The sequence below is a fragment of the Chryseosolibacter histidinae genome (assembly GCF_018598225.1).
Lineage (GTDB): Bacteria > Bacteroidota > Bacteroidia > Cytophagales > Cyclobacteriaceae > Chryseosolibacter > Chryseosolibacter histidini.
The window spans coordinates 1-17,260 of sequence record NZ_JAHESF010000039.1; the positions used below are offsets into that span (position 1 = coordinate 1).

The 17,260-nt window shown below is 52.1% G+C and carries 14 protein-coding genes and 1 pseudogene; all 15 read left to right on the forward strand.

The features are described 5' to 3' along the window. Positions 1-204: pseudogene (locus tag KK083_RS25800) on the forward strand (glycosyltransferase family 1 protein); the annotation flags it as partial. A gap of 74 nt (positions 205-278) precedes the next feature. After that, positions 279-1,157, forward strand: coding sequence for an MBL fold metallo-hydrolase (locus KK083_RS25805; protein ID WP_254168861.1), 879 nt, complete (start codon positions 279-281; stop codon positions 1,155-1,157). A gap of 51 nt (positions 1,158-1,208) precedes the next feature. Further along, positions 1,209-1,346 carry a hypothetical protein gene (locus tag KK083_RS25810; RefSeq protein ID WP_254168863.1) on the forward strand — a complete coding sequence of 46 codons (138 nt, stop codon included), beginning with the start codon at positions 1,209-1,211 and terminating at the stop codon, positions 1,344-1,346. 187 nt (positions 1,347-1,533) lie between these two features. Beyond that, positions 1,534-2,940, forward strand: coding sequence for a polysaccharide biosynthesis protein (locus tag KK083_RS25815; protein ID WP_254168865.1), 1,407 nt, complete (start codon positions 1,534-1,536; stop codon positions 2,938-2,940). Between the two features lie 23 nt (positions 2,941-2,963). Beyond that, positions 2,964-3,236, forward strand: a complete 273-nt coding sequence (locus tag KK083_RS25820) for a MoaD/ThiS family protein (RefSeq protein ID WP_254168867.1) — start codon at positions 2,964-2,966, stop codon at positions 3,234-3,236. Positions 3,237-3,238: 2 nt separating this feature from the next. Further along, positions 3,239-4,399, forward strand: coding sequence for a molybdopterin-synthase adenylyltransferase MoeB (gene moeB / locus KK083_RS25825; protein WP_254168869.1), 1,161 nt, complete (start codon positions 3,239-3,241; stop codon positions 4,397-4,399). 233 nt (positions 4,400-4,632) lie between these two features. Then, positions 4,633-7,008: a PA14 domain-containing protein gene (locus KK083_RS25830; protein ID WP_254168871.1), complete on the forward strand. Its 2,376-nt coding sequence runs from the start codon at positions 4,633-4,635 to the stop codon at positions 7,006-7,008. A gap of 251 nt (positions 7,009-7,259) precedes the next feature. Further along, positions 7,260-8,042: a polysaccharide biosynthesis/export family protein gene (locus KK083_RS25835; protein WP_254168873.1), complete on the forward strand. Its 783-nt coding sequence runs from the start codon at positions 7,260-7,262 to the stop codon at positions 8,040-8,042. A gap of 28 nt (positions 8,043-8,070) precedes the next feature. Next, positions 8,071-10,407 carry a GumC family protein gene (locus KK083_RS25840; RefSeq protein ID WP_254168875.1) on the forward strand — a complete coding sequence of 779 codons (2,337 nt, stop codon included), beginning with the start codon at positions 8,071-8,073 and terminating at the stop codon, positions 10,405-10,407. Between the two features lie 21 nt (positions 10,408-10,428). Beyond that, entirely contained in the window at positions 10,429-11,757 is a 1,329-nt protein-coding gene (locus KK083_RS25845; RefSeq protein WP_254168877.1) for a flippase, read from the forward strand. Between the two features lie 392 nt (positions 11,758-12,149). Then, on the forward strand, positions 12,150-13,058 hold the full coding sequence (locus KK083_RS25850; protein WP_254168879.1) for a nucleotide-diphospho-sugar transferase: 909 nt from the start codon (positions 12,150-12,152) through the stop codon (positions 13,056-13,058). A gap of 21 nt (positions 13,059-13,079) precedes the next feature. Next, positions 13,080-14,123 carry an NAD-dependent epimerase/dehydratase family protein gene (locus KK083_RS25855; RefSeq protein WP_254168881.1) on the forward strand — a complete coding sequence of 348 codons (1,044 nt, stop codon included), beginning with the start codon at positions 13,080-13,082 and terminating at the stop codon, positions 14,121-14,123. 13 nt (positions 14,124-14,136) lie between these two features. After that, the gene (locus tag KK083_RS25860) at positions 14,137-15,120 is read left to right on the forward strand and encodes a nucleotide-diphospho-sugar transferase (RefSeq protein WP_254168883.1); all 984 of its coding nucleotides are present in this window, start codon (positions 14,137-14,139) and stop codon (positions 15,118-15,120) included. Next, positions 15,117-16,400: an O-antigen ligase family protein gene (locus KK083_RS25865; RefSeq protein ID WP_254168885.1), complete on the forward strand. Its 1,284-nt coding sequence runs from the start codon at positions 15,117-15,119 to the stop codon at positions 16,398-16,400. The genes KK083_RS25860 and KK083_RS25865 overlap by 4 nt, the downstream gene beginning before the upstream one ends. 19 nt (positions 16,401-16,419) lie before the next feature. Continuing rightward, a complete protein-coding gene (locus KK083_RS25870) occupies positions 16,420-17,256 on the forward strand; it encodes a glycosyltransferase family 2 protein (protein WP_254168887.1) in 837 nt (278 codons plus the stop codon). The last annotated feature ends 4 nt before the right edge of the window (positions 17,257-17,260 follow it).

The window sequence follows — 17,260 nt, forward strand, 5'->3', positions numbered from 1 at the left end:
GTGCACAACTACAACGGGCTGCTGTGCAAGATGAAAGACGCCGACGACCTGGCCGATAAAATGAAGCAGATAGCCGGTCTTGACAACGAGGCGCTGCAGCAGTTTGGCCGCAACGGCAGACAAAAAATGGAAACAGAATACGACGAGTCTTTCGTTATAAACAAGTATGTTCAGGCCCTGAACCGGTTTAAAAAGGCATCTTAACGTGCGGTGGATGTGTAGTGAATGATAAAACGCTCCTATCTTTGGAGCGTTTTTCTTTTTAGCTATTGGATCGAATGAAACTGACCATCACCGGATACTCGACGGCATTGTTCTCCACCTGGTATTTCATTGAAGAGCTCGGGCTGCTTTTTGACGCGGGCGATGGCGTGACGTCGTCTCTGCTTCAGAAGTCCAGAAAGATCGAGCATGTATTTGTTTCTCACGCAGACCGGGATCATCTCACGGGATTGCTGCAGCTGAACCAGCTCAACGCCAGGGAAGGTCTTCCGAAAATATTTTTTCCTTTCAACTGCGGCTCTTTTCCCGCCATAGAACAATTCTCTAAAAAGTTCGACCCGCATGTGAGCGGCACCCTGTGGAGCGCCATCAAAGGCAATGAGCAGATCCAGATCAGGGATAATGTCTATGTGCATGCGCTGAGGAATGGCCATGTGCGATCCGATCAAAACATTTTCAAAAGTTTCGGCTACCGGGTAGTGCAGACCAGGAACAAACTGAAACCGGAGTTTGCGGATGTACCCCAGCAAAAAATAAAATCGCTGATGGACGAGATCGGAAGGCAGAAGATGACAGAGGTGATCAAGACCAATGTGCTGACCTACTCAGGCGATACACCGGTGGATGACTTCGCGCAATGGGACAATACCGAGATCCTGATCCATGAAGCCACGTTCCTGGACAAGGAAGAGAACAAGAACCTGGATCCTTATCGCAACAAGCACAGCAACCTGGAGGAGGTGATGGCGCTGGTGTCGGGACTCAACATCGGCAAGCTGATCCTCGGACATTTTTCGTCGCGGTATTCACATGAGCAGATCGATGACAGGATCCGGACCTTGTGCAAACAACACCAAATAAAAATACCGGTGTACAGGGTGCTTCCCGGGCAGGTGCATAAAGATATCCTGAACGAAGAGCCTGTGAATGCGTGAGTTCTAAATGGTATTAGTCCCATGGCGCCCAGATAGTGATCTGTGCGATGCATGTTCATGTCGCATCATACCGACATCATGATCGGGCAAGTGCAGGATGTGCCAGAAAAGCTCTGCCTCGATCCGGATTACCTGTGGCACATGAATGCCAAACACACAATATCTATGGGCTTCACCCATGGATATTGACATGAAGCCCTTTCAGGGATTCACGCTAAGGTCTCACCTCCTTTGATTCATAAGTAATGCTGCTTCGCGAGCAAGTTCATTCTCTTTCAATACCTCGTTTGTGATGGAATAACTGATTATTGGTGACATTCATCATTTGCCGGCGGCTGTACACCTTCTAATTTTTGGGTCTCAACGCGGCACGGTTATGCAAGAAGAAATTTATGATCAAATCTGGAAGCTCTCCCCGTTTGTCAATATACCTGACGCTTACACAGCGCTTAAAAAATGTACATCACAGCTGATCAGCTTATACCACGAGCAAGGCCGTATCCTGGATGATCCGTTCGAGCCTGTCCGGCACAGAACGCTGGCTCTTCCCATGGACCCGATCGAAGACATGCTGCGCGATTCCACGTGCGTGGTTACCGGCGGTTTGGGATGTGTGGGCTCGAGGCTCGTGAATGAATTGCTCCGGTTCAATGTGCGCCGGATCGTCATTCTCGACATCCATGACCCGCAGCAGCTCATTTGCTGTCCTGACAGGCTCATTCATTTTCATTGTGATGTAGCCAACCTGCCTTTGCTGGAAAAGATCTTCAGGTTCTACAGACCGGATTATGTTTTCCATACCGCCGGTCAGCGCGACCCGGGCCTGGCAGAAGTTCAGGTGGCAGACACCCTGCGCACCAACATCATCGGCACATTTAATATAGTCAGCGCCTGCGAGGCCACAGGAATCAAACAATGCGTGCTGGCATCCACCGGCAAAGCGAGCCGGTACTTTACAGAAGAAGTTTACGCAGCTTCGAAAAAGATCTGTGAATATATTTTCGATACCACGGCGAAGACCAGCTCCGTGCGCTACAGCATGGTTCGTTTCACCCATATTCTCGACAACAGCATCATGAACCAGCAGCTGGCCTATGAGAGCCGTCATGAGCCGTTTATTTCATTGCATTGCCCTGCAAAATATGTTACGGCCCAGAACGCGGCAGAAGCGGCTTACCTGCTGCTGAATGCGCTGACGTTTTCAGAAAAGGGGCAATGCAAGTTTTTGATCGTTAAAAATCTTGCCTGGCCGGTTGAGTCGCTTGAAGTAGCCCTGTATCATCTGAAACAAAGCGGACGGTCTGTACCGATCGTGTTCAAGGGGAATCCCAAAGGTTATTCGGAGCAGTTCTTCAGAGGACAATTGAACTGGGCCAAACCCGATGAACTCAACCTGCTGCTGAATGTTTATGAGCACCGGTTCAGCACGATCAGCCCATCGCGCGACATGATCATATCTTCCATCGTGTCGCCGGATCCGCGCCGCTTGAATGACCTCATGAACAACCTGCGCGTCGCCATCGGAGACCATGCCTGCAGAGAAGTGCTGGTCAATGGACTGCAGAAGATCGTGGAGGATACGCTTACCAGGGTGCCGGAAGAAGATACCCTGAACATACTGCACTGGGGCCTGGAGAAAGAGTTCCTGAACGGCAACTCCCGCGCGGATTTCAATTCGATCACCTCGCTGATGTTCAATTCTTTAAAAAGTGTCACACGCCACCAGGAGGAGGATCACCTGTGGGGCGGCGAATTGCTCGCAAGCGGTTATCGTGCACCTTAGCAATACATTAAACTATAGATAAAATGGCTACTGTAATTATTCCCGCGGCCCTGCGCAAGTATACCAACCAGAACGACAGGCTCGTGATCTATGCGCACAATGTGAGCGGTGTGATCGCCGAGCTGGCATCCTGCTATCCCGGCATCAGGCCGCATTTGATCAGCGTCGACGGAAAGACGCCCGCGTTCATCAGCATCTTTGTTGATAACCATGATGTGCGATACCTGCAGAAGAATGAAACGCTGGTAAACGATGGATCGGTGGTATGCATTGTACCAGCCATAGCCGGGGGATGATTATGGTACAGCAAACATTCACACTAGACCGGGAAGAGCTTGCGCGTTACAGCAGGCATATCATCATTCCGGAGTTCGGCATGGAAGCACAATTGAAGCTGAAAGCTTCCAGGGTACTGGTGATCGGATGCGGCGGGCTGGGAAGTCCGCTGTTGTACTACCTGGCAGCCGCGGGCGTAGGCACGATCGGCATCGTGGATTTCGACGTCGTTGATGAAAGTAACCTGCAGCGGCAGATCCTGTTCAGCACCGAAGACGTAGGCAAAAGTAAAGCTGAAGTTGCCCGGCGGAAGCTCTCATTGCTCAATCCCTACATTCAGCTGGTAGCCCACCCGGTACAACTTTCAACTGCCAATGCCATGACCCTTTTGGGCGATTATGATGTGATCGCGGATGGCACGGATAATTTTGCAACCCGGTACCTGGTGAATGACGCCTGTGTGCTGCGGGGCAAACCAAACGTGTATGCATCCATTTTCCAATTCGAAGGGCAGGTGTCTGTTTTTAACCACCTGGACGAAAATGGAGAACGCGGACCCAATTACCGCGATCTGTTTGCGGAGCCACCACCGCCCGGCCTGGTGCCGAGTTGCGCTGCCGGGGGCGTGCTGGGCGTTCTGCCCGGCATCATTGGCAGCTTGCAGGCATTAGAAGTGATCAAGATCATTACGGGCACCGGCAAACCGCTCAGTGGCCGCCTGTTTACTTTCGATGCCCTCACGTTTGAGACGAGAACGTTTGAGGTGAAACGCGACCGCGCCAATCCGCTGAACGGCGAGCATCCAACGCAAAATGCGCTGGTGAATTACGATGTGTTTTGCAACGGTGCTGCGGCAGCGAATGATATCCGGGAGATCTCGGTGCACGAGCTGGCGGCATGGCGGCTGCAAGGGGAGGACTTTCAGCTTATCGATGTGCGTGAACCCCACGAGTTCAACATTGTGAACCTGGGTGCGCAGCTTATCCCGGTGCAAAATATTTTGGAACATGCCGACAAGATCGACCGCTCGAAAAAAGTTGTGCTGCATTGTAAGTCGGGTGGCAGAAGCGCGAAGGCAGTGAGCACGTTGCAAAACCAGCTGGGCTTCACCAACCTGTATAACCTGAAAGGCGGCATCCTGGCTTACGCGAATGAGATCGATCCGTCGCTACCTAAGTATTAAGTACGAGGTACGAAATACGAGGTACGATGAATGCAGCTCGGGTGATTGTATCTCGTACCTCGTCCTTTGTACCGCACCAAGATGTTGGTGAAGAACACCAACATCGGCGGCGGGTACGATGAATGCAGATCGGGGTGTACCTCGTACCTCGTCCTTCGTACCTATAACGTGCCGGATATGATCAAAGTCTTCAGACTTGACTACCGTACCAACACACTATTAAATAACCCCACATGAAAAAGATCACCACTTCACTGGTTTGCATGATGCTGTTCTTCACCGTCTGCTGCCATGTATGCGCACAGCCTTTGCGGATCATGCCCTTGGGAAACTCCATAACACAATCTGAATATACGCACTTAAGCTACCGGTACTATTTGTGGCAAAAACTGAAAGCAGCCAATGTCAACTTTGATTTCGTTGGAAGCATGAATACGAACTACCTGGGTTCGCCCGTCTATCCCGATCCCAGCTTTGACCGCGACCATGAGGGCCACTGGCTTTATCGTGCCGACTCGCTGCTGCTGGGCTTGCCGCAGTGGTTGACGGGATATGTGCCAGACGTAGTGCTGATGCATGCGGGCACAAATGACGTATTGCAGAATCAGACCACCGCCAGTACCGTGCAGGAGCTTAAAAGTATTATTGATGTGATCCGTGCCCGTAATCCCAACGTCACCATTCTTCTGGCAAAGCTTATCGGCACCACAAGGAGCGCTAACACGGGCATCATTGCACTGAATAACCAGATGGATGGCATCGCCGCTGAAAAGAGCACAGGCGCGTCTCGGGTGATTGTGGTAGATCAGTACACGGGGTTTAACCCTGTCACAGACACCCAGGAAGGGATCCATCCGAATGCCATTGGAGAGGAGAAGATGGCGCAAAAATGGTTCGAAGCGATCACCCAATTGCTGATGCCGGGCAGTGGCACCGGACTTCGTGCCGAGTATTTTAACAATGTCACCCTTGCAGCGCCCGTTGTTACAACCCGTGTCGATGCGCAGATAAATTTTGACTGGGGTACGGGCTCGCCCGGTGCGGGCATCAATGAGAACAATTATTCCGCACGGTGGACAGGCCAGGTGGAGTCACCCATCACTGGTAACGTGATCTTCAGCACGGTTTCAGATGATGGTGTCAGGCTTTGGGTGAACGATGTGCAGGTCATTGACAACTGGACTACGCATGCTCCTACGGCCAACAACAGCATACCCATAGCGTTAACGGCAGGCCTGAAGTATAACATCCGCATGGAGTTCTTCGAAAACGCTGGCGGTGCCGTGGCGCGGTTGCTGTGGAGCTATACCGGGCAAAGCCAGCAACCTGTTCCGCAAGCCAGGTTATTTCCTGCTGCCGGTCCTGTCGATCCGGGTGGCAGCGGCACGGGACTTCGCGCTGATTACTTTAACAATATCAATCTCGTAGCGCCGGTGATTTTAAGTCGTACCGACGCCCAGGTGAATTTCGATTGGGGCACGGGCTCGCCGGGTGCGGGCATCAATGCGGATAGCTACTCCGTGCGATGGACTGGGCAGGTGGAGTCACCCGTCACCGGCAATGTGATCTTCAGCACCGTGTCAGACGATGGTGTAAGGCTTTGGATCAACGATGTTCAGGTGATCAACAACTGGACTACGCATGCCCCCACGGCGAACAACAGTACACCCATGGCGTTGACGGCAGGCACGAAGTACAACGTTCGAATGGAGTTCTTCGAGAATACCATTGGTGCGGTGGCGCGGTTGCTGTGGAGTTATACGGGACAAAGTCAGCAGCCCATTCCGCAGAACCGGTTGTATCCTGCGGCCGGTCCCGTTGATCCGGGAGGCAGTGGCACAGGCCTTCGCGCTGAGTACTTCAACAACATCAGCCTTGTAGCACCGATGGTTGTAACCCGTACTGATCCGCAGGTAAATTTCGACTGGGGCACGGGCTCGCCGGCATCAGGCATCAATGCGGATAACTATTCCGTTCGATGGACCGGGCAGGTGGAGTCGCCCGTAACAGGGCCAGTGATCTTCAGCACCTTTTCCGATGATGGAGTCAGGCTGTGGGTAAACGATGTGCAGCTGATCAACAACTGGGGCATTCATGCGCCCACCTTAGACAACAGCACGCCTGTGTCATTGGTAGCCAACATGAAGTATAACCTTCGGATGGAATTTTTTGAGAATGCTATCGGTGCAGTAGCGCGGCTGCTGTGGAGCTACACGGGACAAAGTCAGCAGGCCATTCCGCAGAGCCGATTATATACTACGCAGTCCATGGCCTTCGCGAGGTCTTTCGCTGCGGACGATGACGCTGATAGCCTGCTTCGCGAGAACAGGCAACGGGATGCGATGCTCCACCGGGAGTTCTCATGCTATCCCAACCCGCTGCGCCAGGGAGACCTGCATGTTGTGGTCACGTCAGCCGAGATTACACTTTGTAAAATTGCGATCTATGCTTCTGACGCGCGGTTACTGGCAGAGCGATGTTTCTATCTGGCCAAGGGCAACAACGACCTTGTGATACCGCTGTCTGACCTTTCCGAGGGACTCAATCTTGTGGTGTTACACCGCGACGACATGACACCGGTTTCCCGAAGGGTGATGGTTGGCCGGTAATGGAGGTACGAGGTACGAAATACGAGGTACGATGGCCCGATCCGCATTCATCGTACTTCATACCTATCCCCGAATGGCTGGCGCAAAGTCTTAAGGCGGCGTGTGGGGAATGTGTGTGACTTGTGCCCATAACAATGGCAGTCTTCTGACTGCAGTACCAGATGATTCTTGTTTGAGCAGCCGATGATTTCGGTCATTGAGCAGCGGGGTAGGGGGTACCTACCTTTTCGGCGGATTTAAATGCGATCATAATGGTATTATTTACCCGCTTCCAGGTAATTCTGGTAATGGTTTTTCTTTCATCATGCTACCACAACAGAAACCTCGTTTACCTTCAGCGGGGCGGATTCTCGAAAGATTCCCTCACCAGGATCACCAACACCAGCCAGATCTACAGGCTTCAGGTCAACGATGTACTCTCCGTAAAAGTGAAGAGCGCTACCGATAATGAGAGTGCCGACATCTTCAATGTTACCAGCGAATACATGGCAACGATCTCCAATCCCGGAAACTTGTACGTTGAGGGATATTCCATAGACCGCTATGGCAAGATCATCCTTCCGGTGATCGGAGAGCTGACCGTGCAGGGACTGACGCTGGAGGAGACAAGGGAGCTCATTCAGGCGGAAGCTAACAAATATCTGAACAAGGCAACCGTGCTGGTAAAGCTCGTCAGCTTCAAGATCACGGTGCTGGGTGAGGTCAAGAACCCGGGATATCATTATGTGTACAACAACCAGATCTCTATCCTTGAAGCACTGGGGCTCGCCGGAGACCTGACCCAGTTTGGAAACAGGACCAACATCAAGCTGATCCGGCCGACCGCCACAGGCACGGCTGTCACGGTGGTGGATCTTACGGATCCCCATCTTTTGGGTTCTCCGTTTTTCTTTCTGATGCCCAATGACGTTTTATATATAGAGCCGCTGCGCGCCCGCACGGGGCGAACTAACCTGGAGGTCTGGAGTGTGATATTCTCTGCGGCAACCACCGCCATCCTGGTGCTCGGATACCTTGACACAAGAGGGAGATAGGAATTGAGTAAATGATGAAAAGTTGTCTATGGATGAGAAGATCGATATAAAACATCTGGTTCGGAAGATCACGAATCATTGGTGGTACTTTCTGGTGGCTGTGACGCTGCTGGTGCCTTTGGCTTATTTGTATATCAAGACTGCCGACGAGATCTACAGCGTAAAGGCGTCGCTGCTGATCGCCAACCAGGAGCAGACCGCGCCGAACACAGAGAAGTTCATGAAAGGTATGGAGCTGCTCACCTCCTACACTGAGATCGAGGACGAGGTGGGGGTGCTGGGGTCTCATACCATGGTGAAGGATGTGATCCGCCAGCTCGATTTTGGCGTATCCTACTTTGAGAAGCAGCGTTTCAAAAACGTGGAAATGTATGAAGACATCCCCTTTACGGTTACGCTCGACTCGTCGAAGGTGCAGATGATCAATGTGCCGATCTTCGTGGAGCGCATCTCTCCCGATACCTTCCGGATCAGGGCAGAAGCGCAGGAGGTTTCGATGTACGACCTCATGCTCGACCAGATAGAACGTGAAGTGTCCGTTGTGGACTTTGACGAGGTAGCGCTGGCGACGGATACTTTCAGGAACCGGTACCTGGGTCTCAAGATCACCTTCAACACAGACTTCAGCAAGAGCGATGAGAAACAGTATTATTTTGTGATCAACGATCTTAAATCGCTGGTGGATGCGTACCAGGCCAATCTCAAGATAGAGCCGCTTTCGCGCGAATCGAATATTTTACAATTGCATACCAAAGGTAAAGTGCCGGCCAAGGAGATCGTTTTTTTGGATGCGCTGGTAAACGTATACCTGAAGAATCAGCTCGACAAAAAAAATCAGCTGGGCTTAAAAACGATCCAGTTCATCGACAGGCAGATCGGCGGTGTATACGATTCGCTGAAGCAAGTTGAAGGCTCGCTCGAAACTTTCAGGATCAGGAACAACATTCTCGACATCAACGCCACGGCACAAAACCTCACGGTGAACCTCGATCGGCTGGAAGCGGAGAAGGCCGAAGTGGAAGTGAAGCTGAAGTATTACACTTACGTAGCCTCATCGCTGAATAGCAATGGCGATGTAAAGGATATTGTTGCGCCGTCTACTTTCGGGCTCGACGATCCGTTGCTGAGCAGCCTGCTCATAGAGCTGTCGCGCCTGAGCCAGGAGCGCACCGGACTTAATTACAGCACCAAGGAAAATAACCCGATGTCTGAGGTGAGCGATCTCAAGATCAGGAATACGAAGAAGAACCTCCTGGAAAATGTCAACAACATTATAGACGCCTCCACCATGGCGCTCAACGATATTAACACCAGGCTGCTGGTGGTAAAGAACCGGCTCAACCGCCTGCCGAAGAACGAGCGGGAGCTGGTGAACCTGGAACGGAGGTTCAAGTTCAACGATAACGTGTACAATTACCTGTTGCAGAAACGCGCCGAGGCCGGCATCGCCATCGCCTCCAATTCGCCCGAGACCACGGTGATCGACCGGGCCAAGCAAGTAGGGTACGGACCGATCTCGCCGAATAAAAAGATCGTTTTTGCCATCGCGCTTTTTGCGAGCCTAATATTGCCCATCTGCCTGATCGTGATCAAAGATTTCTTCAACGATAATATCATCAGCCACGAAGACATCGAACGCAGCACCAAGATCCCTTTTATCGGAACGATCTCCCGCGGACAGAAACGCGAGCAGAACGGCATCGTAGCTTATTCCCGCACACCCATGGGCGAATCGTTCCGGTCATTGCGGGTAAACCTCCAGTACCTGACCTTTGGCAAAGACATCCAGGTGATCGGCTTCACGTCTTCCGGCGAAAGTGAAGGAAAGACCTTTTGTGCGGTGAACCTGGCAGCGTCGATGGCGCAGTCCGGCAGAAGGACCATTCTCATCGATACCGACCTGCGGTGCCCTACGGTGGCCGGTTACTTCAAGCTGAAAAATGAGAAAGGTTTGTCAACCTACCTGGTGGGCAGCGCTGTTATCAATGACATCATCAACAAAACAGAGATCAAAGATCTCGATGTGATCACTTCGGGACCACTTCCGCCCAACCCGCTTGACCTGATCAGCCACAGCCGCATGGCAACGCTGATCCACACACTCAAGCAATCGTATCACACCATTGTGATGGATGCGCCGCCCATCGGTTATGTTTCCGAATATGTCATCCTGATGAAATACACGGATGTCAACATCTATGTGGTGCGCTCTGATTATACAAGCCGTTTCCACCTGGTGAAGATCAACAAACTGTACGAAGAGAAAAAGATCAACAACATCAGCATTTTGCTCAACGACGTAAAGCCCACGAAGCTCAATGGGTACATCAACGGTTACATGAAGAAGATGAAGGCCAAGGCCTGACCATTTCAACCAAGATCGCCTATGGAGCTCATTCGGAAATTGCTGGGTCTCACCTGGTCTTCGTTTTCATTTGTGCCGCCGCGCATTCAGCGGTACCTTCAGAATGTTTCGTGGCTTCTTTTTGAAAAGGTGTTCACGTTTTTCATAGCCATGGTGGTGAGCGTGTATGTGGCACGTTACCTGCAACCCGAACAATTCGGATTGCTGAGCTACGCCATCAGCTTTGCCGGCATCCTTTCCGTGATAACGGTGAGCACCGACCAGGTGATCGTGCGAGAGCTGGCCCGGTACCCGGAGAAGAAGAACGTGCTGCTGGGCACAAGCTTCACCATCAAGCTCGCCTCATCGCTGCTGATCTTTGTGGTCATCGCCGTCATTCTCTTCTTCATGGACAACAGCAGGCTCACCAACAGCCTGATCCTCATCGTGGCCGCGGCGGAACTGTTCAAGGCCTTCGAGGTGATCAGTTGTTATTATCAGGCGCAGGTGCTGTCGAGGCAGGTGGTGAAGGCACAGATCTTTATCAATTTTATGGTCAGCATTGTCAAGATCGGCCTCGTGTACCTCGAGGCGCCGCTGATGTGGTTTGCGCTGATCGTTCCCATCGGTGCCGCCGCCAATGCCGCGGGTTTTGTTTACATCTACCGGAAAGGAAGGAGCCTGATCAGCGCATGGAAGTTCAGCAGGGCCGATGCGTATCTGTTCCTGCGGGAGGCATGGCCCCTTGCACTCTTTGGGCTGGCGCTCAACACACAAACGCGCATCGACCAGGTGATGCTCGGAAAACTGATGACCGCCTCTGAAGTGGGGCAGTATTCGGTAGCGGTCAGGCTCCTGGAGGTGTTGGGATTTATTCCCATGGTGTTGTCAAACACGTTTACACCGCCGATCGCGAAAGCAAAAGCGATCAGCCAGAACCTTTATCACGAGCGCCTGATCAACCTGTACAGGCTCATGTTCGCTTCGTTCCTCTTCTTTGCCATCCCTATATTCCTGATCGGCGACGATGTAGTGAGAATTCTTTACGGCCCTGCCTACAGCACCGCGGGCTTTCTGCTGTCACTGTTTTCTGTCCGGTTGTTCTTTATGCACCTCGGCATGGCTAAGTCGATTTTTATTTTGAATGAAGGACTGTTCAAGTATTCGCTGCTCACCGCCATTGTGGGCGCTGCGCTGAACATTGCCATCAACATGGCGCTGATCCCGCGCTACGGAAGCATCGGTGCCTTCATAGCCATGCTCATCTCATTCACCGTCTCTTTCTTCATGGATGTCTTTTTTACCAGGATGCGCATGAACCTGGGGCTGATCATGACGGGCATCACCTCATTCTGGAAGTTGCGCGCCTGAAGGCAAAAATGCAGTTCACGCAAAGGGCGCGAAGAAGACGCAAAGCGCGCAAAGTTCTTTTTAACCGCAGAGAACGCTGAGAAAACGCAGAGGACCGCAGAGATATTTAGCGTAGTCTTGAAAGAGCGTTAGCGAAACCTTTCCTTTGCCCGCCTTAGCAACTGCACGCTCTTTAGCAAATATCTGATAAGCGATTCAGGTAGATCTGCGCGGGGCCAGTAGAAGTAGTACCCACATTCCTCTGCGGTCTTTGCGCCTCCTTTGCGTTCTTTGCGTTCTGCATTTTTGCATTTTGCATTTTCTGGGAATGATTTCTATTGCATCGATCCATGACCATGATCATTTAAAACGGAAGACTGAGAAAATATCTTGCGGGTAAAATGATCGATCGCATGGCTTTGTTCCCGCCCGCTGAATTGCATACACCTGTTCTATTCCTGGTATTCAACCGGCCGGAAGCTACGGCAAGGGTCTTTGAAGCCCTGCGCAGTGTAAAACCATTGGTGCTTTACATTGCAGCGGACGGCCCCCGCACTCATGTAGAATCCGATGCGGAAAATTGCAGGCGTGTGCGTGATATCGTGAGCCGGGTAGACTGGCCCTGCCGGGTTACAACATTGTTCAGGGAGAAGAACCTGGGTTGTGGCGTGGCGATCTCGACGGCCATCACCTGGTTTTTCCAGTACGAAACAGAGGGCATCATCCTCGAAGACGACTGCCTCCCGGTGAGCAGTTTTTTTTATTACTGCCAGGAGCTGCTTACCCTTTACCGAGACGATACTCGCGTGATGCATATTGGTGGCAACAATTTTCTGCGGGCACCTTATGACCTGACTTACTCGTACTACTTCGCCCGCAACGGACATATCTGGGGATGGGCCACCTGGCGACGGGCCTGGCAGCACTACGATCTCAGCATGTCAACGTATGCACAGGTGAAGGCCAGCGGATACTTTGACGATTTTTTTCTGAATCCGCTGGAGCGGTTTTATCGTCTCCGGAAGCTCGACCAGGTGGCATCGAAGAAGATCGATACCTGGGACTATCAGTGGGACTTCGCGCGTTACATCAACTCAGGGCTCGCCATCGTTCCCAATAAAAACCTGGTGGCCAATATCGGTTTCGGGGGAGGGGCTACACACACCCGGGGCAGAGACAACCGGTACGCCAACCTGCGTGCGCACGAAATAGGTTTCCCGCTCAGGCATCCACCCTTTGTATTGCGGAACCTCGAGTGCGAGAAACGGTACTTCTCTGTTCTGATGAAAGAGATACTACTCTCTAAAATAACATTCAGCTGAAAGTCAAAACAAGATCAACCTATGAAGATACTCATTACAGGAAACCTCGGCTATGTTGGCGCTTACTTATGTCAGTATCTCAGGAGCCAGTATCCCCAGGCGATGATCGTCGGGTATGACCTCGGCTATTTTCGCGATTGCCTCACCACGCGGTCGTCGCCTCCGGAAGACGCGCTGGACATCCAGTACCAGGGAGACGTGAGGAACTTTGACGAATCGATCCTGAAGGGTGTTGATCATGTTGTGCACTTGGCCGCCATCTCGAACGACCCCATCGGCAACAGGTTCGAGCAGGTGACCCTGGAGGTCAACTACCGCGCATCTGTGGACATCGCAGTGAAGGCTGCAAACCAGGGTGTGAAAAGTTTTGTGTTCGCCTCGAGCTGCAGCGTTTATGGTGCCGCGGGCGATGAAGCAAAAACAGAACGTTCTGACGTGAACCCCCTTACCGCCTATGCCCGGTCCAAAGTGTTGACCGAAGAAGCCCTGCAGAAACTGAACGACGACAGGATGATCGTTACGTGTTTGCGTTTTGCTACCGCTTGTGGCATGAGCGACCGCCTGCGCCTGGACCTGGTGCTGAATGACTTCGTTGCCTCTGCCATCACTTCCGGAAATATTACCATCCTTAGCGACGGTACACCATGGCGGCCGTTGATCAGCGTCAAGGACATGGCCCGCGCAATAGACTGGGCCATGAACCGGTCAGTTGACAAAGGTGGACGTTTTTTGATCTGCAACACCGGCTGCAACCAATGGAACTTCACAGTGAAAGCGCTGGCAGACCATGTGAGGGATGTTGTGCCTGACGTACAGGTTCACGTAAATCATGCGGCACCTCCCGACAAACGTTCTTACCGGGTCAACTTCGACCTGTTCCGGTCTTACGCCAACGGACATTCCCCCGTATGCACGCTCACCGGCACCATCCAGGAGATCAGGAACGGACTGTCGGACATCAGGTTCACGGATCCGGATTTCCGTAACTCGGCGTGGATGCGACTCAATGTGCTGAACAAGCTCCTGCAACTTGGCAAGGTCGACGCCAACCTTAACTGGATCTAACGCATACATGCCGATGGCCTCCTTCGATACACCGATATTGCTGCTCATCTTCAACAGGCCCGAAACCACGCAGGTGGTGTTCAACGCCATCAGGGAAGTGCGGCCCACGGTATTGTTCGTGGCGGCGGATGGGCCGCGCCGCGATCATGGTGACGATGTTGAGAAGTGTAACCTTGCCCGGAACATCACCCGGCAGATCGACTGGCCGTGTCAGGTTCATCAGTTGTTCCATGCCACGAACCTGGGTTGTGGAAGAGGTCCCGCGGCGGGTATCTCATGGTTCTTCGAGCACGTACCGGAGGGCATCATCCTCGAAGATGACATTCACCCGTCTCCTGATTTCTTCCTGTTCTGCCGGGCCCTGCTGGAGCGTTACCGGAACGACACCCGGGTGATGGAGATCGGCGGCGTCAATCTGATCGCGCGGGCGTGTGAGGCAGATCCGTACGACTATTACTTCTCCGACCACGGCCACACCTGGGGCTGGGCTACCTGGCGCCGTGCCTGGAAACATTTCGATTTCACCATCAGGAACTACCGGGCTACCGATGTTCAGTATTTCCTGAGAACGGCTTTCGGCTCGGCCTATGCGTATACCCATTTCAGGAACCTGCTGGAAACCACTTACTGCCACAACAGCAGGATCACCTGGTGGGATTACCAGTGGGAATTTGCCAGGAGGATCAATTCAGGATTATCTGCGACGCCGGCAAAAAACCTCATCACCAACATCGGGCTGGGCAGGCATGCAACGCATACGCTGGATGCAGGCGGACCCGGCACTGACCTGATCTGGGGCCGGCTATCGTTCCCGTTGAAACACCCGCCCCTGATCGTGGCCAACCGCACCCGGGACCATTACTATTTTAAAACTGTTTTTTCAACGCATCGATCGCGCCTGCGGTTCAACCTCGCAAGGCTGGTACCCGCTTTCCTGAGACACACCCCGCCCGTAACAAGCTTGTCGTCGTTATCGACCTTAAACAAATACGGATGATCTATAAACGCGACATCGTGAATTTTCTCTTTGTCACAAGCTTCTCCGTTGTTGGCCTGGGCAGGTATGTTTCAGGATCGATGAGTCCTTCGCTGGGATATATTGTCGGCCTCGCTCCGTATTTGCTCATCCTGCTTTTTTATGGCGTTAATCTTTTGTACAAGCGGGAATTTCAGATCAGGCTGAACAGGAACTACTGGCTCATGCTGGCGTTCCTGCTGTCGACCGTCATTTCTCTTTTTGTATCGTTCAGGAAGAACCTGCCCAACCTCGACTTTCAGTTCACCATGATCCGGTCTGTGGTGCTGCTGGTGCCGTTCCACGCTTTTTTGGTTGTGATGTTGTACAACCGGGGTAAAGACAACCTGTTCAGGCTGACATTGATGGGACTCAATTTGCTGTTGTTCATTAACGTGGTTGGCTTTTACGGGCTGGGATTGAGTAACCAGGTGCACGCCATCGAAGGAAGGATCAATTTTCCTTTCCTGGAAGCGTTGTATAGCGGGGCTGGCCTTGTAGTGATCATCAGCCTAATGGTGCTCTATCGACTCGGCTCTACCTGGAACTATCCGCTCAAATTCTCAGGTTTGCTCGCTTACCTGCTCGTGAATGTATTTTTTCTTTTTTATATCAACTCACGGCTCGTCATCATCATCTTCATTGTGGTGATGCTCGTCTACTTTTTTAAGCTGGGCAACAGGTTCTCATACCTGTTTCTCTGCTCGTTCTTTACGTTGCCATTGTTGCTGAATACAGGAAAACTGATCTACGAGATCCTGAGCCTTCCGGTATTTGTTTCGCTGCTCCAGCGGGTCGATATGTTTGATATCATCACCTTTAACGGCAGGTCGCTGTTGTGGGAAAACGTCTTCGACTGGATGATGTTCGATCAGCGCGGTTTCATCTTCGGGAACGGGTTTCAGGGACATTATTTCCTGGGCATCGAGTATGATGTGGCGAAACTGTTCGGGATCAAGGATCTCGACAGCCTGCACCTGCACAGCGCCGTGCTCGAGATCATCGTGAATCAGGGAATTGTGGGCATCCTGTTGCTAATGGTGATCTTTTTCAAAACCTGCCGGTATTTTAAGAAACTGTATGATCAGCATGCCAGCGACGGCGCCTTTTATTATGTGCTGGTGTTCATGATGCTGCTCCTGCATGTGGATATGCTCCAGTACATGGACAATTTCGGGAGTATTGTTTTTTCGCTGCTGGTGGCGCGCATCGTCGTGAAACAGGATGAGCGGCCCGCGCTGAATTTGGTTGTGCAGTCATAACGATCAATGAACATAGACTATGGTTTTTGTCATCATACCCGTACACAACAGAAAGGCATTGACGCATGATTGCCTGCGCTCACTGGAGAATCAGACCTGGAAAAAATTCCGCGTCATTGTGGTCGACGATGGTTCCACAGACGGCACGGCAGACATGCTGCGCACCGAGTTCCCCACAGTGATCGTGCTGCCCGGCACCGGTGACCTGTTCTGGACGCCGGCCATCAACCTCTGCATCAACTACGCGATATCGCAGGGAGCCACCCATATTTTAACCCTGAACAACGATACCGTAGCGGCGCCTGAATTTATGAACGCTATGATGTGCTGGTCGGCAGAGAAACCGGAAGCATTGCTGGGCGCGCTTGACATCGACATAAAAACCGGTAAGTCCAATTACGGCGGTGAGATCATCGACGCAACCTGGGGAACCTACAAACACCTTTTGCCGCGGCTCACCAAAGATCAGCATCACGGCCTGCACCGTGTTTCACTTTTTCCGGGAAGAGGCCTATTGATCCCTGTAAAGGTTTTTAAAACCGTGGGGTTGTTTGCTGAGAAAGCCCTGCCGCACTACATGGCCGACTACGACTTCACCTACCAGGCTGGTCGCAAAGGTTTTGAGATCTATTGTAACTACGATGCGAGGTTGTGCACATACCCGGAAGAATGTGGTGATCACAAGATCAGGAAGCACCGGTCATTGAAAAATTATTACAACCACCTGTTCAGCATCAGGGGTGGTGGCAACCTGCGGAACTTCACGGTGTATACGTTGCGTAACACCGCGCCGCACCTGGTGCCCTTGCATTTGCTGAAGGGATATCTCCAGCGCATCTTCGGATATTTTGCTTGATTTT

What these genes read in the sequence shown, in the direction of transcription:
- KK083_RS25855 (WP_254168881.1), top strand. Translation starts at nt 13,080, where the DNA reads ATGAAGATACTCATTACAGGAAACCTCGGCTATGTTGGCGCTTACTTA.
- KK083_RS25845 (WP_254168877.1), top strand. Translation starts at nt 10,429, where the DNA reads ATGGAGCTCATTCGGAAATTGCTGGGTCTCACCTGGTCTTCGTTTTCA.
- KK083_RS25805 (WP_254168861.1), top strand. Translation starts at nt 279, where the DNA reads ATGAAACTGACCATCACCGGATACTCGACGGCATTGTTCTCCACCTGG.
- moeB (WP_254168869.1), top strand. Translation starts at nt 3,239, where the DNA reads ATGGTACAGCAAACATTCACACTAGACCGGGAAGAGCTTGCGCGTTAC.
- KK083_RS25810 (WP_254168863.1), top strand. Translation starts at nt 1,209, where the DNA reads ATGTTCATGTCGCATCATACCGACATCATGATCGGGCAAGTGCAGGAT.
- KK083_RS25815 (WP_254168865.1), top strand. Translation starts at nt 1,534, where the DNA reads ATGCAAGAAGAAATTTATGATCAAATCTGGAAGCTCTCCCCGTTTGTC.
- KK083_RS25840 (WP_254168875.1), top strand. Translation starts at nt 8,071, where the DNA reads ATGGATGAGAAGATCGATATAAAACATCTGGTTCGGAAGATCACGAAT.
- KK083_RS25830 (WP_254168871.1), top strand. Translation starts at nt 4,633, where the DNA reads ATGAAAAAGATCACCACTTCACTGGTTTGCATGATGCTGTTCTTCACC.
- KK083_RS25820 (WP_254168867.1), top strand. Translation starts at nt 2,964, where the DNA reads ATGGCTACTGTAATTATTCCCGCGGCCCTGCGCAAGTATACCAACCAG.
- KK083_RS25850 (WP_254168879.1), top strand. Translation starts at nt 12,150, where the DNA reads ATGGCTTTGTTCCCGCCCGCTGAATTGCATACACCTGTTCTATTCCTG.
- KK083_RS25835 (WP_254168873.1), top strand. Translation starts at nt 7,260, where the DNA reads ATGGTATTATTTACCCGCTTCCAGGTAATTCTGGTAATGGTTTTTCTT.
- KK083_RS25870 (WP_254168887.1), top strand. Translation starts at nt 16,420, where the DNA reads ATGGTTTTTGTCATCATACCCGTACACAACAGAAAGGCATTGACGCAT.
- KK083_RS25860 (WP_254168883.1), top strand. Translation starts at nt 14,137, where the DNA reads ATGGCCTCCTTCGATACACCGATATTGCTGCTCATCTTCAACAGGCCC.
- KK083_RS25865 (WP_254168885.1), top strand. Translation starts at nt 15,117, where the DNA reads ATGATCTATAAACGCGACATCGTGAATTTTCTCTTTGTCACAAGCTTC.